Origin of the sequence: Streptomyces sp. NPDC002994 (assembly GCF_040611155.1) — a bacterium.
Lineage (GTDB): Bacteria > Actinomycetota > Actinomycetes > Streptomycetales > Streptomycetaceae > Streptomyces.
Genome location: NZ_JBEXNQ010000054.1, coordinates 1 through 19,245 on the forward strand (window position 1 = coordinate 1; position 19,245 = coordinate 19,245).

20 protein-coding genes, 1 tRNA gene, 2 pseudogenes and 1 riboswitch are annotated in these 19,245 nt (G+C 67.8%); of the genes and pseudogenes, 8 read left to right on the top strand and 15 right to left on the bottom strand.

The window, feature by feature from the left end; translation table 11 throughout:
* Positions 1–531: 531 nt before the first annotated feature.
* Positions 532–1,533 (top strand): HNH endonuclease signature motif containing protein, encoded by a 1,002-nt coding sequence (locus ABZX79_RS37105; RefSeq protein WP_355268244.1) that lies wholly within the window; start codon positions 532–534, stop codon positions 1,531–1,533.
* 53 nt (positions 1,534–1,586) lie between these two features.
* A tRNA-Leu gene (locus ABZX79_RS37110) sits at positions 1,587–1,673 on the top strand.
* Between the two features lie 42 nt (positions 1,674–1,715).
* Here ABZX79_RS37110 and rdgB read toward each other — a convergent pair.
* From rdgB to ABZX79_RS37130, 4 genes are all read right to left on the bottom strand, one after another.
* Positions 1,716–2,318, bottom strand: a complete 603-nt coding sequence (rdgB, locus tag ABZX79_RS37115) for an RdgB/HAM1 family non-canonical purine NTP pyrophosphatase (RefSeq protein ID WP_355268247.1) — start codon at positions 2,316–2,318, stop codon at positions 1,716–1,718.
* 32 nt (positions 2,319–2,350) lie between these two features.
* Positions 2,351–2,740: a hypothetical protein gene (locus ABZX79_RS37120; RefSeq protein WP_355268250.1), complete on the bottom strand. Its 390-nt coding sequence runs from the start codon at positions 2,738–2,740 to the stop codon at positions 2,351–2,353.
* 143 nt (positions 2,741–2,883) lie between these two features.
* A complete protein-coding gene (rph, locus tag ABZX79_RS37125; protein WP_355268253.1) occupies positions 2,884–3,618 on the bottom strand; it encodes a ribonuclease PH in 735 nt (244 codons plus the stop codon).
* A gap of 133 nt (positions 3,619–3,751) precedes the next feature.
* Positions 3,752–3,985: a PTS glucose/sucrose transporter subunit IIB gene (locus ABZX79_RS37130; protein WP_028813127.1), complete on the bottom strand. Its 234-nt coding sequence runs from the start codon at positions 3,983–3,985 to the stop codon at positions 3,752–3,754.
* A 255-nt stretch (positions 3,986–4,240) separates the two neighbouring features.
* Here ABZX79_RS37130 and ABZX79_RS37135 point away from each other — a divergent pair, with 255 nt between their 5' ends.
* Together ABZX79_RS37135 and ABZX79_RS37140 are read left to right on the top strand one after the other, a co-directional pair.
* A complete protein-coding gene (locus ABZX79_RS37135; protein ID WP_355268258.1) occupies positions 4,241–5,536 on the top strand; it encodes a PTS transporter subunit EIIC in 1,296 nt (431 codons plus the stop codon).
* 240 nt (positions 5,537–5,776) lie between these two features.
* On the top strand, positions 5,777–7,045 hold the full coding sequence (locus ABZX79_RS37140) for a PTS transporter subunit EIIC (RefSeq protein WP_355268261.1): 1,269 nt from the start codon (positions 5,777–5,779) through the stop codon (positions 7,043–7,045).
* A 97-nt stretch (positions 7,046–7,142) separates the two neighbouring features.
* Here ABZX79_RS37140 and ABZX79_RS37145 read toward each other — a convergent pair whose 3' ends face one another.
* Positions 7,143–7,895 (bottom strand): MBL fold metallo-hydrolase, encoded by a 753-nt coding sequence (locus tag ABZX79_RS37145; protein ID WP_355268264.1) that lies wholly within the window; start codon positions 7,893–7,895, stop codon positions 7,143–7,145.
* 177 nt (positions 7,896–8,072) lie between these two features.
* On the opposite strand from ABZX79_RS37145, the gene ABZX79_RS37150 reads away from it, so the two are divergent.
* Positions 8,073–8,537: a type II toxin-antitoxin system PemK/MazF family toxin gene (locus ABZX79_RS37150; RefSeq protein WP_355268267.1), complete on the top strand. Its 465-nt coding sequence runs from the start codon at positions 8,073–8,075 to the stop codon at positions 8,535–8,537.
* A gap of 152 nt (positions 8,538–8,689) precedes the next feature.
* On the opposite strand, the gene ABZX79_RS37155 is transcribed toward ABZX79_RS37150, so the two are convergent.
* From ABZX79_RS37155 to ABZX79_RS37190, 8 genes are all read right to left on the bottom strand, one after another.
* Entirely contained in the window at positions 8,690–9,640 is a 951-nt protein-coding gene (locus ABZX79_RS37155) for a cysteine synthase (protein ID WP_355268269.1), read from the bottom strand.
* Positions 9,640–9,918 carry a MoaD/ThiS family protein gene (locus ABZX79_RS37160; protein ID WP_355268272.1) on the bottom strand — a complete coding sequence of 93 codons (279 nt, stop codon included), beginning with the start codon at positions 9,916–9,918 and terminating at the stop codon, positions 9,640–9,642. The genes ABZX79_RS37155 and ABZX79_RS37160 overlap by 1 nt, the downstream gene beginning before the upstream one ends.
* 101 nt (positions 9,919–10,019) lie before the next feature.
* Positions 10,020–10,133 carry a putative leader peptide gene (locus ABZX79_RS37165; RefSeq protein ID WP_355268275.1) on the bottom strand — a complete coding sequence of 38 codons (114 nt, stop codon included), beginning with the start codon at positions 10,131–10,133 and terminating at the stop codon, positions 10,020–10,022.
* 69 nt (positions 10,134–10,202) lie between these two features.
* Positions 10,203–10,979: an ABC transporter ATP-binding protein gene (locus ABZX79_RS37170; protein WP_355268278.1), complete on the bottom strand. Its 777-nt coding sequence runs from the start codon at positions 10,977–10,979 to the stop codon at positions 10,203–10,205.
* Positions 10,976–12,034 (bottom strand): iron ABC transporter permease, encoded by a 1,059-nt coding sequence (locus tag ABZX79_RS37175; protein ID WP_355268282.1) that lies wholly within the window; start codon positions 12,032–12,034, stop codon positions 10,976–10,978. Before ABZX79_RS37175 ends, ABZX79_RS37170 begins: the two co-directional genes overlap by 4 nt.
* Before the next feature lie 12 nt (positions 12,035–12,046).
* A complete protein-coding gene (locus ABZX79_RS37180) occupies positions 12,047–13,039 on the bottom strand; it encodes an ABC transporter substrate-binding protein (RefSeq protein WP_355268285.1) in 993 nt (330 codons plus the stop codon).
* A 36-nt stretch (positions 13,040–13,075) separates the two neighbouring features.
* Positions 13,076–13,213, bottom strand: a riboswitch (cobalamin riboswitch).
* Between the two features lie 24 nt (positions 13,214–13,237).
* Positions 13,238–13,876, bottom strand: a complete 639-nt coding sequence (locus ABZX79_RS37185) for an HD domain-containing protein (protein ID WP_355268288.1) — start codon at positions 13,874–13,876, stop codon at positions 13,238–13,240.
* A gap of 510 nt (positions 13,877–14,386) precedes the next feature.
* Entirely contained in the window at positions 14,387–14,836 is a 450-nt protein-coding gene (locus ABZX79_RS37190; protein WP_355268291.1) for an ATP-binding protein, read from the bottom strand.
* Positions 14,837–15,380: 544 nt separating this feature from the next.
* Here ABZX79_RS37190 and ABZX79_RS37195 point away from each other — a divergent pair.
* Both ABZX79_RS37195 and ABZX79_RS37200 read left to right on the top strand, forming a co-directional pair.
* Positions 15,381–16,589 carry a helix-turn-helix transcriptional regulator gene (locus tag ABZX79_RS37195; protein WP_355268294.1) on the top strand — a complete coding sequence of 403 codons (1,209 nt, stop codon included), beginning with the start codon at positions 15,381–15,383 and terminating at the stop codon, positions 16,587–16,589.
* 121 nt (positions 16,590–16,710) lie between these two features.
* Positions 16,711–17,424, top strand: a complete 714-nt coding sequence (locus ABZX79_RS37200; RefSeq protein ID WP_355268297.1) for a creatininase family protein — start codon at positions 16,711–16,713, stop codon at positions 17,422–17,424.
* Positions 17,425–17,747: 323 nt separating this feature from the next.
* Here ABZX79_RS37200 and ABZX79_RS37205 read toward each other — a convergent pair.
* Positions 17,748–18,517: pseudogene (locus ABZX79_RS37205) on the bottom strand (transposase).
* Positions 18,518–18,617: 100 nt separating this feature from the next.
* Between ABZX79_RS37205 and ABZX79_RS37210 the strand changes: the two are divergent.
* A complete protein-coding gene (locus tag ABZX79_RS37210; RefSeq protein ID WP_355268300.1) occupies positions 18,618–19,031 on the top strand; it encodes a hypothetical protein in 414 nt (137 codons plus the stop codon).
* A 132-nt stretch (positions 19,032–19,163) separates the two neighbouring features.
* Here ABZX79_RS37210 and ABZX79_RS37215 read toward each other — a convergent pair.
* Positions 19,164–19,245: pseudogene (locus ABZX79_RS37215) on the bottom strand (IS5/IS1182 family transposase); the annotation flags it as partial.

A 19,245-nucleotide genomic window follows, 5' to 3' on the forward strand; every position in this document is an offset into this window, starting at 1 on the left:
GCGCAGCGCAATCGCCGCAGGCGACGCGACGCAGGAGCGCCCTTGAGGGGCGGGCCTCCGCCGCCACACTTACATGTGGCGGCCCCCATCGCAGACGCAACCAACGCCACGGGCCGCCCGAAGCCACCTCTCCGCCGCCCAAGTGGCGCAGTGCATTCCGCATTTCGGACGTGACCATCCGATAACCGGTTCGTTGATCCGTACGAGACCGCGAACGCGCGGCCGGATGCGGAGGGTTCTTCATGGCGGTCAGGTACACCCGCGAGCTGCTCGAAGAAGCGGCCCGGATGTCGACGAACTTCGACGACGCTCTCAGCTGGTGCGGCGTCACGCCGAAACCAGCGAATCGCCATTATTTCCGGGCCAAGATGGCCGAGGCGGGGAGAGGCACCTCTCGCTTCGCAACTACCGGGGTTCGCCAAACCCAGGAAATGCTGCGCGTACCTGTCGCCTGCTCCGCAGGCGGGGCCAAGGTCGTACGCAGCCCAAGCATCTACTCGGCGGGAGCCGGCCCGGCCCGGTGGCAGACCCGTGTCTGACGTCTACGAGAAGGACCGGCTGGCGCCGGTTGTAGCCGAGGCCACAGGCTGGGTCGACCTGATGCGCCGCCTTGGGCTCAAGGCGAGCGGCGGCAGGCGTCGTGTTCTTCAGGAGAAGGTAGCCGCGCATGGTCTGGACACCAGCCACTTCAAGAAGCGCAGCCCCTGGCGCAAGTACACGGACGAGGCAATCGCCGCCGCCGTAGCCTCCTCTACGACGCTGCGCGAGGTCGTAGCGAAGCTTGGCGCCACGCCTGCCACAGGCACCTTGTCGCACATCGGCCGCCGAATAGCAGCCGCTGGGATCGACACCAGCCACTTCCCCGGCATGAGTCGCGAACCGTTCAGCATGTTCTTCACCACGGAAGAACTCGCAACAGCGGCGGCGTCCACCAACAGCGTCCGTGGCGTGGCGCGCCACCTCGGAGTGCCGGACGACAGTAGGTCGCGCGCAGCGCTGGCAGCAATGATGAAGCGGCGGGGCGTCGGCACGACCCACTTCCTCAACGCACGGCTGGCAATCTCCGAGCAGGCTCTGCGTGCTGCCGTACCCACCGCCACGAGTTACGCCGACTTGATGCGCGCCCTCAATCTCCCGGTGAGCGACACGAACCACCGGCGTGTGCGCCGCAAGGTCGCTCAAATCGGCCTCGACACCAGCCACTTCAAACGGCGAGCCTGGGGAACCGTGCTGGTGAACGCGCAGAAGCCGATTGCCGCGAATGCCCTCGTTGTGATGCCCGAAGGCTCCTCACGCGCGAACCGCACCCGTCTCCACCGGGCACTCCAGGAGATTGGCATCCCGTACCGCTGCACCTCATGCGGGAACACCGGCGAGTGGCTGGGACAGTCGATCACCCTCCAGATCGACCACATCAGCGGGGACTGGCTGGACAACCGAGCCGAAAACCTGCGTTACCTGTGCCCGAACTGTCACGCGCTCACCAGCACCTGGTGCCGCAACCGCCGAAGGGAGCACCGAACGGCTGCATAATCCTGCACCGCATACCCCCTGAGCCGCCAGCCAGATACCATGGTTGGTGGCTAGCGGCCGTGGCGCAGCAGGTTGACGCGATCGGTTTAGGTCCGATTTGTCCGTTTTGGACTAGGTGGGTTCGAGTCCCACCGGCCGCACAGCACGAAGGGCCGCCCCATCGGGGCGGCCCTTCGGCATGTTCAGCCCAACAGCTCCCGCACCACCGGTACCAGTGCTCGGAACGCCTTGCCTCGGTGGCTGATGGCGTTTTTTTCTGCGGGGGTCAGTTCCGCGCAGGTTACGGCGTAGCCGTCGGGCTGGAGGATGGGGTCGTAGCCGAAGCCGTTCGTGCCGGCGGGGGTGTGGCGGAGGGTGCCCTGGAGGCGGCCTTCGACTACTCGTTCCGTGCCGTCCGGGAGGGCCAGGGCCGCCGCGCAGGTGAAGTGAGCCGTGCGGTGGGGGTCGTCGATGTCCGCCAGCTGGGCCAGGAGCAGGTTCAGGTTGGCGGTGTCGTCGCCGTGGGTGCCGGACCAGCGGGCCGAGAAGATGCCGGGGGCTCCGCCGAGGACGTCGACTGCCAGGCCCGAGTCGTCGGCGACCGCGGGGAGGCCGGTGGCCTGGGCCATGGCGTGCGCCTTGAGCAGCGCGTTCTCGGCGAAGGTGACGCCGGTTTCCTTGACGTCGGGGATCTCGGGGTAGGCCTCCGCGCCGACGAGGTCGTGGCTGAGACCTGCGTCGGCGAGGATCGCGTGGAGCTCGGTGATTTTCCCGGCGTTGCGGGTGGCGAGGATCAGGCGGGTCATGCCCCCCACAGTATCCGCGGGGCCTGCGGGGCCTACGGGGTGCAGACCTTGCCGATCTCGGTGGCTGCTTCGGTGACCGGCGCGATGTCCGGGGTTTCGTCGCCGTTCTTGACGGCGGTGCGGACGTTGTCGACGGCCTTGTTCAGGTCGTCGGTCGCCTTCGACAGGTCTGCGTTGTCCGTGGTGTCCTCGAGGCTCGTCAGTTCCTTGTCGATGTCGTTGAGGGCCTCGTTCAGCTTCGTGGGGTCGTCGGCCGCCGTGGACACGGCCGTGGACAGCTTGTCGACGCTGGTGGCTATGGCGTCGGCTGTATTCACGCAGTCCATTGCCTTGTCGAGGGCTCCGCAGCCGCCGACCACGCCGGTGAGCGCGACAGCGGTGACTACGGCGAGTGCGATACGGCTACTACGGCGACTGCGCATGGAGCGGGTCCTCCCCCAGGTACACGGGTGTAAAGGTGTGCGGGATCTGTGCGGGTGTGCGGGATCACGGTGTGTGGACGGGCGTGCGGTTCGGGCCGTACGCCCGTGTCATTGGAGACGCTCGAGAGGGCGTCCGCGGTTGCTCAGGGCCGCACCGTCTCCAGTGCCGTGGTCTGGATCGCGGTGAGGTCGGCGCAGCCGCCGCTCGCGAGGTCCAGCAGGGCGTTCAGTTCCTTGCGGTCGAACGGCTCCGCCTCGGCCGTGCCCTGGACCTCGACGAAGCGGCCGTCGCCGGTGCAGACGACGTTCATGTCGGTGTCGGCGCGGACGTCTTCCTCGTAGCAGAGGTCGAGGAGGGGCACGCCGTCGACGATGCCGACGCTGACGGCGGCGACGGTGCCGATGAGCGGCTTGCGGCCGTGCTTGACGATCTTCTTTGCCTGGGCCCAGGCGATGGCGTCGGCGAGGGCGACATAGGCGCCGGTGACGGCTGCGGTGCGGGTGCCGCCGTCGGCCTGGAGTACGTCGCAGTCGAGGACGATGGTGTTCTCGCCGAGGGCCTTGTAGTCGATGACCGCGCGGAGGGAGCGGCCGATGAGGCGCGAGATCTCGTGCGTACGGCCGCCGATCTTGCCGCGTACGGATTCGCGGTCGCCGCGGGTGTTGGTGGAGCGGGGCAGCATCGAGTATTCGGCGGTGACCCAGCCTTCGCCGCTGCCCTTGCGCCAGCGCGGGACGCCTTCGGTGACTGAGGCGGTGCAGAAGACTTTGGTGTCACCGAAGGAGATGAGGACGGAGCCCTCGGCGTGCTTGCTCCATCCGCGTTCGATGGTGACCGGGCGGAGCTGTTCGGGGGTGCGGCCGTCGATTCGAGACATGTGTGGAGCCTAGCGGCCGGACCCTGGCATGCGTGAGGGGCCCGTTCCGGTTCGAGGGTTCGAGAGCTCGAGGGTTCGAGAGCTTGAGGCTCGGGTTTTCGGAAGGGCCCCTCACGGGCGAGTCATCGCTGACTCACATCATGTCTTCGATGTCCGCCGCGATGGGGTCGGCGTCCGTGCCGATGACGACCTGGATCGCGGTGCCCATCTTGACGACGCCGTGGGCGCCTGCGGCCTTGAGGGCGACCTCGTCGACCAGGTCGGGGTTGTGGACCTCGGTGCGCAGGCGGGTGATGCAGCCTTCGATCTCGTCGATGTTGTCGATACCGCCGAGCCCGGCGACGATCTTCTCAGCCTTGCTGGCCATGTCTTTCTCCTTGTTGTTCAAAGCCTGTCGGAGCGTGTTCAGAGCACGGAGTCTCGGCCCACCGTGGCCGCTTTGACACGGTAACTCACGGTTGGCCCAACTTCGCGGGCGAGTAACCGCCCTGTACCGAATGATGGCGATCACCGGCGCCCTGTCTTCCGGCCGGGCTCCGGACCGTAGCGACCGTCCGTACCGCAACTGGTCTACACCAGTTTGCAACGCCCGCCAAACCTGGCTTGTTCCGGGAGGACGCCGATGAGTTCGAACAGCGAGGCCGAACCGCGGAAGAAGTGGTGGAGCGGCACGTTCAAGGGGCTGCAGAAGATGGGGCGCAGCCTCCAGCTCCCCATCGCCGTGCTGCCCGCGGCCGGCATCCTGAACCGCCTCGGCCAGCCGGACGTCTTCGGTGACGACGGTCTGGGCTGGACGAACGTCGCCAAGGTCATGGCGGGGGCCGGCGGGGCGCTGCTCGACTCTTCGTTGGGGCTTCCGCTGCTGTTCGCGGTGGGTGTGGCGATCGGCATGGCGAAGAAGTCGGACGGCTCGACGGCGCTCGCCGCGGTGGCTGGTTTTCTCGTTTACTACGCGGTGCTTCGCCAGTTTCCGGTGGACTGCCCGGTGGGCACCACGACCGTTACGGGCGGCTGCCTCGCCGGTGACGACACGTTCACGGCGGCGACGTACCAGAATCCGGGGGTCTTCGGCGGCATCGTCATGGGGCTGCTGTCGGCGTGGTTCTGGCAGCGTTTCCACCGGGTGAAGCTGGTCGACTGGCTCGGCTTCTTCAACGGCCGCCGACTCGTCCCGATCATCATGGCGTTCGTCGCGATCGCTTTCGCGGCGCTGTGTCTGTGGGTGTGGCCGCCGGTCGGTGACGCGCTGACGAGCTTCAGCGAGTGGCTGGTGGATGCGGGGTCGTGGGGTTCCGGCATCTTCGGTGTCGCGAACCGCGCGCTGCTCGTGGTCGGCCTGCACCAGTTCCTGAACGTCTTCGTGTGGTTCCAGTTCGGTGACTTCACGAAGCCGGACGGCACGGTCGTACACGGTGACATCAACCGCTTCCTGGCGGGCGACCCGACGGCCGGCCAGTTCCTCACCGGCTTCTTCCCGATCATGATGTTCGCCCTGCCGGCCGCGGCGCTGGCCATTGCGCACACGGCGAAGCCGCATCGCCGGAAGGCGGTGAGCGGCATGATGCTGTCGGTCGGTCTGACGTCGCTCGTCACCGGGATCACGGAGCCGATCGAGTACTCGTTCCTCTTCATCGCGCCGGCGCTGTACGCGATTCACGCGCTGCTCACGGGTGTCTCGATGGCCGTGACGTGGGAGCTGGGTGTGAAGGACGGCTTCAGTTTCTCGGCCGGGTTGATCGACTACGTCATCAACTGGAGCCTCGCGACGAAACCATGGTTGATCATTCCCATTGGTCTGGTCTTCGCGGTCATCTACTACGTGATCTTCCGGTTCGCGATCGTCAAGTTCAATCTGCCGACTCCGGGGCGGGAACCGGAAGAAGTCGAGGAAGAGATCGAGCGGGACATCACCAAATAGGCGCCTCTGCCGGGCCACTCAAAGGCTCTCGGACCTGCCCGGTCCGGGGGCCTTTGCCGTGTGTGGGCGGGTGTGTTCTGGAGCACGGGAAGCGGAGGTTCCTTATCCGTCCTTCACCATGCTAAAACTGGTCTACACCACTGAGTGGTGTAGACCACGTGGCGAGTGCGCCGCGATGTCCCCGAGACGCCGCCGTCCCCCATTTCCCCCTGGGCGGCGCCTTGCCCCATGGAGGAAATGATGTCTACGGACAGCGCCGCCGCCCCCGCGGCCGCCAAGAAGAAGGGCTCCGGCGCGATGGCTGTCATGCAGCGCATCGGCCGCAGCCTCATGCTGCCGGTCGCCGTGCTGCCGGCCGCCGCGCTCCTGGTGCGTTTCGGCCAGGCCGACATGCTCGGCAAGGAGTCGTTCCCGACCTTCATCACCAAGCTCGCCGGTTACATGGCGGCCGGTGGTGGCGCGATTCTCGACAACATGCCGCTGCTGTTCGCCGTCGGTATCGCGATCGGCTTCGCGAAGAAGTCGGACGGCTCGACCGCCCTCGCGGCCGTCACCGGTTACCTCGTCTTCCAGAAGGTGCTCGCCACCTTCACCGACGCCAACCTGCCGAAGGTCGCCGCCGTCGTGGACGGCAAGATCGTCATGAACGAGGCGCCGGTGAACGCCGGTGTCCTCGGTGGCGTGGTCATGGGCATCGTCGTAGCCCTCCTGTACCAGAAGTTCTACCGGACCAAGCTGCCCGCCTGGGCCGGCTTCTTCGGCGGCCGCCGTCTCGTCCCGATCCTCTCCGCCTTCGCGGGTCTGGTCGTCGGCATCGTCTTTGGCCTGATCTGGCCGGTCCTCGGTGCGGGTCTGCACAACCTCAGTGAGTGGCTGGTCGGCTCCGGCGCCGTCGGCGCGGGCATCTTCGGTGTCGCGAACCGCGCGCTGATCCCGATCGGCATGCACCACCTGCTGAACTCCTTCCCGTGGCTCCAGGCCGGTGAGTTCGAAGGCAAGCACGGCGACATCGCCCGCTTCCTGGCCGGTGACCCGAGCGCCGGGCAGTTCATGACCGGCTTCTTCCCGATCATGATGTTCGCCCTCCCGGCGGCCTGCCTCGCGATCACCCACTGCGCGCGCCCGGAGCGTCGCAAGGTCGTCGGCGGCATGATGTTCTCGCTCGCGCTCACCGCCTTCGTCACCGGCGTGACCGAGCCGATCGAGTTCACCTTCATGTTCATCGCCCCCGCGCTGTACGCCGTCCACGCGGTGCTCACCGGTGTCTCGATGGCGCTGACCTGGGCGCTCGGCATGAAGGACGGTTTCGGCTTCTCGGCCGGCGCGGTGGACTTCCTGCTCAACCTGGGCATCGCGTCCAACCCGTGGGGCCTGGCCCTGGTCGGACTGTGCTTCGCGGTGGTCTACTACGTGATCTTCCGCTTCGCGATCACCAAGTTCAACCTTCCGACGCCGGGCCGTGAGTCCGACGAGGAGCTTGCCGAGCTGCAGAAGGCCGAGGCGAAGTAAGCCCCGGCCGTACGCCGCGTCGTACGCAGAAGAGGGCCCCCGGACCGTGGTTACTGGTCCGGGGGCCCTCTTCGGTGCGTAGGTGGCCGTGCTTGCTTCAGAGCTCGTACTCGGCGCCCGCGACCGCCAGTTCCACCGGACCGTCGTACACCGCGCGCGCATCGGCGACGTTCACTTCCGCGTCCGTCCACGGCGGGATGTGCGTTAGGACCAGTCGGCGGGCACCCGCCCGCCCCGCGCACTCGCCCGCCTCGCGGCCGTTGAGGTGGAGGCCCGGAATGTCCTCCTTGCCGTACGTGAACGATGCCTCGCACAGGAACAGGTCGACGCCGGCGGCCAGTTCGTCCAGTGACGCGCAGACTCCGGTGTCGCCGGAGTACGCGAGGGACCTGCCGCCGTGCTCGACGCGGATGCCGTACGTCTCGACCGGGTGCGCGACCTTCTCCGTACGAACCGAGAAGGGGCCGATGTCGAACGAGCCGGACTTGAGCGTGTGGAAGTCGAAGACCTCGGCCATCGACTTCTCGGTCGGGGTGTCGGCGTACGCCGTGGTGAGCCGCTGCTCGGTGCCCTCCGGGCCGTACACGGGGATCGCGGGGGCGCGGCCGCCGTCGTGCCGGTAGTAGCGCGCGACGAAGTAGCCGCACATGTCGATGCAGTGATCGGCGTGCAGGTGGCTGAGGAAAACGGCGTCGATGTCGTAGAGACCGACGTGGCGCTGCAGCTCGCCGAGGGCGCCGTTGCCCAGGTCGAGGAGCAGCCGGAAGCCGTCGGCCTCGACGAGGTAGCTCGAGCAGGCCGATTCCGCGGACGGGAACGACCCTGAGCAGCCGACGACGGTGAGCTTCATGGAGCGTGAACCTCCGTAACAGGGACGGGGAGGGTTCGTGCGGGTTCAGGTTCGTCGAGCGTAAGGCGCGAAAGACGCGGTCGCTCCTCGATGAGGGGGCGTTGTGGCTGATGTCACCGACGCTGTCACCGGTTCGGGCGGAGCGCGCGGGCGGGCGGGCGCCGGTACCGTCGGGGCATGGATACGTCTTGGTGGTGGGCGCTGGTCGGCGTGGTGGTGCTTCTGGCGCTGGTGGCGGCTGTCGTCGACGGGCGCGGGCGGGGACGGGGGCGGCGGCCAGGGGGGCGCACGCGACCGCCGGGGCGGCCGGGTCCGCGCCGGCCGGAGCGGGTGCCTCGGGCCGGGGAGATCTGGTGGGCGGATGTGCCGTACGAGGACGGGCCCGGGTCGAAGGACCGGCCGTGTCTGGTGTTGTCCGTACGGGGTGAGCGCGTGCTCGTCGCGAAGATCACCAGCAAGTACGACGACGGGCGGGCCGGGGTGATCGCGTTGCCGCCGGGGGCGGTGGGGGATGCGCGGGGGCGGCCGAGCTTCCTGGAGACGGATGAGCTGCGGGATGTGGGGGTGCGGGGGTTCCGGCGGCGGGTGGGGGTGGCGGATCCGGCGGTGTGGGACCGGGTCCGCCACCTTGCCCGCGGTTAGGCGTGGTCCGGGGTGAGGGGGCGGGCCGGTGGGGCCGCTGCGCGGGGCCTTTTCCCCGACCCGCCCCTTCCCACGGTGACACTTTGCGGCTCCGCCGCGTGGGGGCGCTGCCCCGGACCCCGGTCCTCAAACGCCGGACGGGCTGGATTGCCCTACGCCCAGAGCTGGCCCTGCAGCGTCTCGATTGCCGCCTCCGTGGTCTCCGCCGTGTAGACGCCCGTCGACAGGTACTTCCAGCCGCCGTCCGCGACGACGAACACGATGTCGGCCCGCTCCCCCGCCTTGACCGCCTTCTTTCCCATCCCGATCGCCGCGTGCAGCGCCGCGCCCGTCGAGACGCCGGCGAAGATTCCTTCCTGCTGGAGGAGTTCGCGCGTGCGCGTCACCGCGTCGGCCGAGCCGACCGAGAAGCGGGTGGTCAGGACCGACGCGTCGTACAGCTCGGGGACGAAGCCCTCATCGAGGTTGCGCAGGCCGTACACCAGGTCGTCGTAGCGCGGCTCGGCGGCGACGATCTTGATGTCGGGGAGGTTTTCGCGCAGGTAGCGGCCTACGCCCATGAGTGTGCCGGTGGTGCCGAGGCCCGCCACGAAGTGCGTGATGGTCGGGAGGTCGGTGAGGATCTCCGGGCCGGTGGTGGCGTAGTGCGCGCCCGCGTTGTCGGGGTTGCCGTACTGGTACAGCATCACCCAGGACGGGTTCTGCGCCGACAGCTCCTTGGCGACCCGTACGGCCGTGTTGGAGCCGCCCGCCGCCGGGGACGAGATGATCTTCGCGCCCCACATTTTGAGCAGGTCGCGCCGCTCCTGGGAGGTGTTCTCCGGCATGACGCACACGATGTCGTAGCCCTTGAGGCGGGCCGCCATCGCGAGCGAGATGCCGGTGTTGCCGCTGGTGGGCTCCAGGATGGTGCAGCCCGGCGTCAACCGGCCGTCCTTCTCCGCCTGTTCGACCATGTGGAGCGCGGGGCGGTCCTTGATCGAGCCGGTGGGGTTACGGTCCTCCAGCTTGGCCCAGATGCGGACGTCGTCCGACGGCGACAGCCGCGGGAGGCGGACGAGCGGCGTGTTGCCGACCGCCGCCAGCGGGGAGTCGTACCGCATCAGACCATGCCGCCGGCGACGGCCGGGAGGATGGTGACGCTGTCGCCGTCGGTGAGCTTGGTGGAGATGCCCTTGAGGAAGCGGACATCCTCGTCGTTGAGGTAGACGTTCACGAAGCGGCGCAGCTTGTCGCCGTCGACAATGCGCTCCTGGATGCCGGTGTGGCGCGATTCCAGGTCCGCGAAGAGGTCGGCGAGCGTGTCGCCGTTGCCCTCGACGGCCTTCTTGCCGTCGGTGTAGGTGCGGAGGATGGTCGGGATGCGGACCTCGATGGCCATGGCTTCGACTCCTGTCAGGAGGGTGGCGTGAAAGGCGCGCGGCAGTTCGTCCCCCGCGCAGGGGCAAGCGTGTACGTGCGTGTGCTGGATGGGCCCGCGGCTCAGGCCGTGGCCGTCGTACAGATAGCGCTGGCGAGCCGGCACAGGTCGACGTGCAGGCGCGCTACGAGCAGCACGGTGCTCGGCGTCGTCTCACTCACGTCGTGGGGAACCATGCGGTCATCGTATAGATTCCCGGGCCCCTTCCCGGTATGTGATCTCACATCGTGGGCGAAAAATGCTCGTTAGGTGGACAACGGGAGGTAGACGACGGTCGGTGCGCCGGTCGTCGGATGGGTGCTGACCTCGGCGGATACCCCGTAAACGGTGTGCAGGAGGTCGGCCGTGAGGACTTCCTTCGGGGTGCCCGATGTGACGACCCGGCCGCCGTCGAGGACGTAGAGGCGGTCGCAGTAGTACGCCGCGAGGTTCAGGTCGTGCAGGGCGATCAGGTTGGTGGTGCCCAAGTCGCGCACCAGGCTGAGGATCTGCAGCTGGTAGCGGATGTCCAGGTGGTTGGTCGGCTCGTCGAGTACGACGAGGGACGGCTGCTGGACCAGGGCGCGTGCCATCAGGGCCCGCTGGCGTTCGCCGCCGGAGAGGGACGGGAAGCCGCGGTCCGCGAGGTCCGCGATGCCGACGCGGGCGAGGGCGGACCGTACGAGATGGGCGTCGGCTTCCGTGTCCTGTTCCCAGAAGCGTTTGTGCGGGGAGCGGCCCATGGCGACGACCTCGCGGACGGTCAGCTCGAAGCCGGCCGCGCCACCGTCCTGCGGGACGGTCGCGATGCGCCGGGCGCGGGTCTTCGGGCTCATGGCGTGCAGGTCGTCGCCGTCGAGGAGGACGCGGCCGTGGGTGGGGCGCAGCGTTCCGTACACGCAGCGCAGGAGGGTTGTCTTGCCGCTGCCGTTGGGGCCGATCAGGCCGACGGTCTCGCCGTCGGCGGCGGTCAGGGTGACGTCGTCGACGAGGTGGCGGCCTTCGGTGCCGTACGAGAGGCCTTGTGCGGTCAGGGTCGTCACGCCGGGGCTCCTTCGGTCCCGCCGCCTTCCGGGCGGCGGCGCAGCATCCACAGGAAGAACGGGCCGCCGGTGAGCGCCGTGAGTACGCCGACGGGGATGTCCTGAGGCGCGGCGACGGTACGGGCCGCCAGGTCGGCCAGGACCAGGAAAACCGCACCACCGAGCGCGGCGACGGGCAGCAGCCGGCGGTGTCCGGCGCCGACGGCCATGCGCGCGGCGTGCGGGACCATCAGGCCGACGAAGCCGATCGCGCCGCTGAAGGCGACGAGTACGCCGGTGAGCAGCGAGGCCAGGACGAAGACGGCGGCGCGGAAGCGGCCGGTGTCGAGGCCGAGGACGGTGGCGCCCTCCTCTCCGGCCAGGAGCAGGTCGAGCGGCCGGGCGAGGGTGATGAGGAGGGCCGTACCGACGGCGAGGACGGTCGCGGGGAGCGCGAGCATGTCCCAGCGGGCGCTGCCGAGGCCGCCGAGGGTCCAGTAGAGGGTTTCTTTGAGGTGGTCGGCGCGGGCCGAGGTGACCATCAGCAGGCTGGTCAGGGCGGACAGGATGTACGAGACGGCGACTCCGGCGAGGACGAGACGCCCGGTGGTCATAGGGGCGCCGCCGCCGCGCGCCAGCCCGTACACGAGGACGAGTGAGCCGAGCGCGCCCGCGAAGGCGGCGAGCGGAACGGTGACGGTGGTGGCGAGGCCGGCACCGACCCCCAGGACTATGACGCCGACCGCGCCGACCGATGCCCCGGATGAGACGCCGAGGAGGAAGGGGTCGGCGAGCTGGTTGCGTACGAGGGCCTGGAGGACGGTGCCGATGACGGCGAGCCCGGCGCCGACGACGGCGCCGAGCAGGACGCGTGGCAGCCGTACGTCGAGGACGATCGTGCGGTACGGGCCGGGGCCGGCGGCGCCGGTGACGATCTCCAGCACGTGCGTGGCGGGGATGCGTACCGAGCCGAGGGCGAGTCCCGCGACCGCCGCCGCGCCGAGCAGGGCGGTGAGCGCGGTGAGCAGGAGGGGATAGCGCAGGGGCCCGCGGGCGGCGGGGGTCTTGCAGCTCACGGCCGCCGCCCGCTACTTCTCGAGCTCAGGGTGCAGCTGGCGCGCGAGGGTGTCGACGGCAGCCGGTGCGCGGACGCCGAGGACCATGTCGGAGAGGGGCAGGACGGCGAAGCGCTTGTTCTTGACGGCGGGGACATCGGCGAGGGCGGGGTCGTCGATGAGGCGCTGCTTCTTCTGGGCGACGGTGGTCCCGCCGTAGTCGAGGATGAGAATCGTCTCGGGCTTGCGGTCCACGACGTTTTCCCAGGCGGCGTCGGCGAACGGCTTGGGGAGGTGGGCGAAGACGTTCTTGCCGCCCGCGCGCTTGATCATCTCGTTGCCGATGCCCGCGCCGCCGACGGTGGAGGCGGTCTTGTCGCCGCCGTCGTAGACGAAGACGGAGACGGGGTCGGCGCCCGCCAGCTTCTTCTCGGTGGCGGCGTTGCCCTTTTTGGCGTCGGCGATCCAGCGCTCGGCGCGGTCGGTGACGCCGAAGGTGCGGCCGACCTCGCGGATCTCCTGGTAGAGGGCGTCCATCGAGGTCTTGCCGTCGGCGCAGTATTCGGTGTTCAGGCGGGAGTTGATGCCGGACTTCTTCAGCGTCTCGCGGCTGCGGCCGTCGCCGGCGGAGAAGGCGGAGGCGTAACCGCCGTACACGAAGTCGGGGTTGGCGGCGAGCAGCTTCTCGTACGAGGGGTACTCCTTGGCCAGCACGGGGGTGGCCTTGTACTCCTTCTCGTACTTGGGGAGCACCTTGTCGTCGAGGTAAGCGGTGCCCGCGAGGGACTTGGCGAGGCCGAGCTCCAGCATCACCTCGGTGACGTGCTGGTTCATGGTGACGACGCGGGTGGGGGGTGCGGTGTACGTCGTCTTCACGCCGCAGTTGGTGACGGTGTAGGGGAAGCCGGCGGCGGCCTTTGCCGCGGGCGCGGGCTGTTTCCCGGCCGCCGTGCAGGCGGTGCCGGCTGTGAGGGGGAGCAGGGCGGCGGCGGTGGCGACGAGCGCGCGGCGGGTACGGCAGGACACAGTGGTGCCTCCTCCGGGGGATTTCCTCGTCCCCTGGTCGGTGGTGAAGAAGGCGGCAGGTCAGTTCCTGGCTTCCGGGCATGGCGACGGCAGTCGCGATGCCCGGTCACAGTGGCGGGACCGTGCCGGATTCGCACCGGCTTCCTGGATCCTGCCGCCCGGGTCGCGCACAGTCTGTCAGTGCGTCCCGCGTCGTGGTCATTCGGGCCAGGCGGAGTTCTGAATCGTCCCGACGAAGTCGCCTCGCTCGTAACCCGGCACGAAGTGCTCCAGTACGTCGGCCTTGACGTTGCCGAAGGTGGTCTCGGGCTTGGGGGCGATGCCTTCGGTGAAGGCGGCGAGGATGCGCTTCTTGAAGTCGGGGCGGGGGTGGAGTGCGGTGATCGCGGCGCGGTCTTCGGCGCTGATGTCGTCGTAACTGATGCCGAGTACGTCGTACTCCACCCCGGCGGTGACGAGGGCGACTTCCGGCTCCATGAACTGCGGGATGCCGGGAGTGGTGTGCAGGGCGATGGCGGTCCAGACGCGACGGATGCTGTCCTCGGGGACGCCGTGGCTCTGGAGGAAGCGGCGGGCCTCGTCGGCGCCGTCCACTTCGAAGCGGCGGCCGCTGGTGCGGAAATCCTCGTTGAGGCCGAGGTCATGGAACATGGCGCCGATGTAGAGGAGTTCGGCGTCGAAGCTCAGGCCGCGGTTCTGCCCCTGGAGGCTGCCGAACCAGTACACCCGGCGGGAGTGGTGGTAGATCAGCTCGCTTGTCGTGTCGCGGACGAGTTCGGTGGCGGCGGTGGCGAGCTTGGTGTCGGGGGCGGCGATTCCGGCTGCGGTGTTGGTCATGGATCAAGCTTGCGCGTTGCGGGTACGCCGTCACCATGTCCCCAGAGCCAGCCTTCCCACAGATCAGGACACGCGCACGTACCGACTAAGGCCACTGGCCCACCAACGCCCCCGCCAACCACCCTTCTACGCACTGCCATCGGCAACCTCCGGCAGCGACTCATGGCATGTCGCGCGGAAGAACGCCGTCGTGATGGCCCGGAACCCGGTATGCCGGGTACGGCCCGCGTGCCGCAGACACCATTCCTCCAACACGCCCCACTCACCGGGCTCCGCCGCCTCATGGCATGTGGTGCACTCCACCTCGTTGATCGGCGCACTGCCCGAGACATCCAGGCTCAGCGTCCAATCCACAAAGCGCAGCACCGTCCCGACCCGCGCGTGCCCGTGATCTTTCACAGTTTCACTGCCATCGTGTCCGCGCCATACACCCGCACTGCGGGCGCCCTGTTGAAGACGAGCTCCAGCACCAGGCCCCACGCCGTAACCGCAGCTACGATCCTCCGACGTTCACCCACCACTCTGATCACCGCTCCCAGCAGGCGTCGAGATCTCAGCCCATACGACCTTGCCGAGCTCTGCGCGTGGGCATACGTCCCAACGGTCGGCAAGCTGATCGACCAACCACAGCCCGCGCCCGCTGTCCCCGTCACCGTCGAGGGTAGACAGGCTCGGCAGCTTGCATGAGCCGTCGTGTACCTCGATGCGCAGCCCGCCGAGCATCCGGAGGTTGCGCGTCTCGATGTCCTGCCCCGGTACGCGGGCATGACGGCCAGCATTGGTCAGCAGCTCCGACAGGATCACCAGCGCGGAATCCTCGACGGCCGAGAGCCCCCACCCCATCAGCGCATCGCTTAGGGCGACCCACGCGCACCCGACACAACGGGGATCATCACCCCACCGCAGCACCACCGCGTCACCCACGTCGAGGCCGTCGCTAGGCAGCTCGCCGACGGTCAACGGCCGTACCCTGCTCGCCCTCACCGGGCGACCGCCACCCCATGGATGACACGCGGCTCGATATCGACCCCGTGCACGGCCAGCCACAGGTCCCGACGCCGCTGCCGCCGCAACCGCAGCTCCGCACGCTCCCACCTCAGATGGGCAGCCTCCGAGCGTGATCGAACAGGCGTGGTGATCACTTCAGGCAGGGCGGGGGCAGGCGTGAAGGCGTGCGGCAGGACGGAGTAACAGAGCAGCAGTCGGCGCCGGGTACACGGTGCCGGATGAGGGATCGACCCTCCCCGCCGGTGACGTCCCATGGGGCGAAGCAAGAGCCGCATCAGCAACTCGATGAGACGGACGGTAGTTTGGTACATGTCAGCGCTCCCAAAAGCGTTGGCCACGCCCCCGGACTGTTTGCGCGGTTGCGGGGGTCTTCGCCGTCAACTCTTCTGGGCGACAGTCGGCCTGACTTCCCCACGCTGGGTACCCCCATCATGGGTACGCTGAAGTTCACGCCAATACGGCGCTCTTTCAACAGCAGGGGTGACGGGGGCAGCGTATGACCGCGTACAACCCGCCGACAGCGCTACCGCGCAACCTCTTGGAGCGATCGGACGTAAGAACCGCGATCGCAGCTCACGACTTCGGCACCGTGTTCCGTATCGCGCGCAGCGAAGCCGGGATCAGCTACTCAAAGATTGCGGCTGAATGCGGCATCAAGCCGGAGCGCGTTGGTTCGCTGGCACGCGGCGTTGGCAGCGTCACCACGTTCGACAAGGTCGTGCAGATTGCCGATGCCTTACGGATTCCGGGGCACATGCTCGGCCTCATGTGCCGAGAGTGGGAGGAGGCCGGAAGCACTCCGCCGTCCACCGCGCTGCTGACCGCCTCACTGCCCAGCCGCGACCCGGCAGCGGATGGTCTGTGGGTCGGGCCCCCCGATGACGATCTTACGGACCCCGAGTTTGCCGCAGCCCTCATCGAGAGCCAGTTACCCCAGCACTACAAGAGCGCGAACTACTTCGGTGCACGGCAGCCGCTCGCCATGATTGCCCACCACGCAAAGACGATCGACCGTCTGTTGGAGGAAGCCAACGGCTCAACCCGGCGCGAGTTGCTGCGCATCGGTGGCCGAACCGCGGAATTCCTCGGCTGGCTCTACCAGGATCTCGGGGACTTCCGGGCCGCCGGCTACTGGTCCGACCGGGCGATGGAATGGGCCCAAGAGGCCGCCGACGACCACATGCAGTCGTACGTACTCTTACGCAAGAGCCACCAGGCTGCCTCACAGGCGAATGCAGAGCGGACCATCGGACTCGCTCGCGCCGCCCAGCGGGTACCCAACCTCATATCGGGAATCAGCGCATTGGCCGCCCAACAAGAGGCGGCCGGTTACGCGTTGCAGAACAATCCCAAAGCCGCACTCGCAAAGTTCGACGAGGCACGCGAGTTGGCATCACAACCCAAGGCGAACGACCCCGCGAGCACACTCGACACCTCGTATTGCACACCCGCCTACATCGAGATCCAGCGGGCGAACTGCTGGATTGATCTCGGTGATCCGCTGCGCGCCGTCCAGCTCTTCGAGGACGAGATTGCCGCGCTGCCCCAGATCTACCGCAACGACCGGGGTGTTTACCTCGCGCGCTCGCCCGTGCATACGGCAAAGCAGGGGAGCCCGAGCAGGGAGCCGAAACCGCCACGAAGGCGCTTGCGATTGCCGCCCAGACCGGCTCAGCCAGGACACTCGCCGAGTTGGCGGCAGTGAGCCGCGCTGTAGGGTCGCGACAGAGCGTGCCTGCTGTGGCGACGTTCATCGAGCGCTTTCAGATCGTTCGTGATCGGTTCGCCGCCTAGTTGGGCCGGACACGATGAGGGAAGCTGAAGGCATGGACGATCTGATCACGCAGGCCACGTCCGGAGATGAGCACCGCAGGGGACCGGCCGTTGCCGTTCTCCCGGTTGGGAGCTTCGAGCAGCACGGCGACCATCTGCCCCTTATCACGGACACTGCGATCGCCTGCCTGATTGCGAAGCGGATTGCGGACGATCACGATCTGTTCCTCCTGCCGCCCGTAACGGTTTCCTGCTCCCACGAGCACGCGCCCATGGCCGGCACCGTCAGCATCAGCGCCGCCACCCTCTATGCCGTGGTCAACGACATATGGCGATCACTCCAAGCGTCCGGCGTCCCGGGTCTGGTCATTGTCAATGGACACGGTGGCAACTACGTCCTGTCCAATGTCGTCCAAGAGATCAACGTCAACGGCCCGCGCGTCGCTCTTTTCCCGGTGCACGAGGACCGGGCCCAGGCCCGAGCGGATGCCGGGCTGGAGAGCAGTGGAGTCGAGGACATGCACGGCGGAGAGTTCGAGGTATCGCTACTCCTGCACGGCGCGCCTCACCTTGTCCGTGAGGGCATCGAACAGGACGACCACTCGGCCCCCAGTCGCCCGCATCTGCTCACCATGGGCATGGCCGAGTACACCCCGAACGGGATCATCGGCCAGCCGTCGTTGGCCACCGCCGCGAAAGGCAAGGCCCTCTTGGACAGCCTCTCCGAGTCGGCCCGCGCTCACATTGCTGTGATCACCAAGGAGTGATGGGCCGCCCGCTCATTTAAAGACTATGAACACGGCTTGAAAATGCCTGCCTATCGCACTACGTGCGCGGTCTCCACTCCGCCGAGGCATCCTGGAAGCGCCAGTTGAGAGGGGCTCCGGCGCGCTGCCTCCGCCTTGGCGTTCGACAAGTCGCTATCCCTCATTGCCAGCAAGAAGGACGCAATACAGTGAGCACAGTGATTCCCAATTCGTCCACCATGACGTGAGTTGGCACAAGTCCAGTTTTTGCGGGCCTAAGGGACGTCCCGTAAATGATCTACGAGTCGCCCCGGGCATGCTCGATGGGCGTGCGACCTGCTCGCCTATCCGGCGAGAGCGAGGTTGTGCATCCGTGCGATGCCGAGCATGGCGTGGTGGACGCCGTCGCCTTTGAGGCGGCAGTCGCGAAGGATCTTCCAGGTCTTCATGCGGGCGAAGACGTGCTCGACGCGAGCCCGGACCTGCTTGTGGGACTTGTTGTGTGCCTCTTTCCAGTCCGGGAGTTCGCTCTGGCCGCGCTCACGGCGGTGTGGGATGACGAGTCCTGTGCCCGGGTAGCCGCCGTCGGCGATCGTGAGGGTCTTGCCGACCGCAGCCTTGGCTCCGGACTCCTCCCATGCTTTGCAGTCGTTGCGGTTCCCGGCGAGCGGCCGGCCGATCACTACGACCAGGCGGGTATCGGCGTCGATGACGACCTGGTGGTTGGTGGAGTACCGGTAGTTCTTCGACTGTGCGGCGATGGTGTGGTCGCGGTGGGGACCAGGGTGCCGTCCACGATGAGTACGGTGTCCTTGGCGAACCGCTTGCGCGGCTGGAGCGCGAGCATCGGCCCGATGTGGTCGATGATCCGGTCCGCCGCCGACTTGGACACCCCAAACAGCGGGGCGAGCTGCCGCATCGTCAGGTTCGTGCGCCAGTACGCCGCGACCAGCAGTGCCCGGTCCTCCAACTGAAGGCTCCACGGCCGGCCCCTGCGGACGGCGTCCGCACCCTCGCGCCGCAGAACCGTCACCAGCTTGCCGAACTGCCGCGGGCTCAGCCCGGTGAACGGAGCTATCCAGGACGACTCCGACGCCGTGATCACACCAGCCATGGCGAGATCGTCTCATTTTGATCATGCTGCGGGTCCCGCCAGCCTCTGGCGGGACATATCTCGGTCGCCCGGACGGATTCGGCATGAGAGCCTCACGCCCGTGGCTAGTGAAACCGAGGTGGGAAAGCTGCTGCACCAGCGCGGCTGGCGGACCGCGTTCACGGTCGCTGAAAGGGTGCACGCGTGGGCCGCCCTGGTAGGCGCCATCGAGCGCGGCTACGGCGACGACATCTACGAGTACACCAACGACCTCTACTGCCGAAACTGGCTGCACGAGGCGTGGCTCCTGCTGGACGAACACATCATCCAGCTCTGGACCCCTCAGATCCAAGCTCTGGACGACCGGTACAAGGCCGTGACCATCGACGACGACGGCCAAGCACTCGACCAGTTCTACAGGCTGCCTGGCCCCGACCTGTGGTGGTGGCGGCGACACCCCCGCATCCTCACGGGAGACCTCGGGCGTTCGCTTCGCTCGGCCGGTGCCATCGGCGCCGACCCGGACAGAGCATGACCCTCAGCTCCGTGGGATTGCGGGACAGGTCTTAACTGCAACTGAATCGAGACGGCTCGAGGGGCTGTCCGATGGGCGAACCCTGTCAGCCTCACGCCGAGGCTACGCCGACGCAGAACTCATTGAGCTCGTTCAGCGTTGCCGCTCCAGGGTGAGGACGGCCGCGGCGATTGACGACATTCGATTTGGGCTGCACCGGGCTCTGCGGAAGATG

Bases quoted from the DNA above. Each gene is read 5' to 3' on its own strand.
- ABZX79_RS37130 (WP_028813127.1), bottom strand. From the start codon at position 3,985: ATGGCCAGCAAGGCTGAGAAGATCGTCGCCGGGCTCGGCGGTATCGAC.
- ABZX79_RS37155 (WP_355268269.1), bottom strand. From the start codon at position 9,640: ATGCGGTACGACTCCCCGCTGGCGGCGGTCGGCAACACGCCGCTCGTC.
- ABZX79_RS37145 (WP_355268264.1), bottom strand. From the start codon at position 7,895: ATGAAGCTCACCGTCGTCGGCTGCTCAGGGTCGTTCCCGTCCGCGGAA.
- ABZX79_RS37200 (WP_355268297.1), top strand. From the start codon at position 16,711: ATGGACGATCTGATCACGCAGGCCACGTCCGGAGATGAGCACCGCAGG.
- ABZX79_RS37160 (WP_355268272.1), bottom strand. From the start codon at position 9,918: ATGGCCATCGAGGTCCGCATCCCGACCATCCTCCGCACCTACACCGAC.
- ABZX79_RS37135 (WP_355268258.1), top strand. From the start codon at position 4,241: ATGAGTTCGAACAGCGAGGCCGAACCGCGGAAGAAGTGGTGGAGCGGC.
- ABZX79_RS37140 (WP_355268261.1), top strand. From the start codon at position 5,777: ATGTCTACGGACAGCGCCGCCGCCCCCGCGGCCGCCAAGAAGAAGGGC.
- rdgB (WP_355268247.1), bottom strand. From the start codon at position 2,318: ATGACCCGCCTGATCCTCGCCACCCGCAACGCCGGGAAAATCACCGAG.
- ABZX79_RS37165 (WP_355268275.1), bottom strand. From the start codon at position 10,133: ATGGTTCCCCACGACGTGAGTGAGACGACGCCGAGCACCGTGCTGCTC.
- ABZX79_RS37120 (WP_355268250.1), bottom strand. From the start codon at position 2,740: ATGCGCAGTCGCCGTAGTAGCCGTATCGCACTCGCCGTAGTCACCGCT.
- ABZX79_RS37195 (WP_355268294.1), top strand. From the start codon at position 15,381: ATGACCGCGTACAACCCGCCGACAGCGCTACCGCGCAACCTCTTGGAG.
- ABZX79_RS37150 (WP_355268267.1), top strand. From the start codon at position 8,073: ATGGATACGTCTTGGTGGTGGGCGCTGGTCGGCGTGGTGGTGCTTCTG.
- rph (WP_355268253.1), bottom strand. From the start codon at position 3,618: ATGTCTCGAATCGACGGCCGCACCCCCGAACAGCTCCGCCCGGTCACC.
- ABZX79_RS37185 (WP_355268288.1), bottom strand. From the start codon at position 13,876: ATGACCAACACCGCAGCCGGAATCGCCGCCCCCGACACCAAGCTCGCC.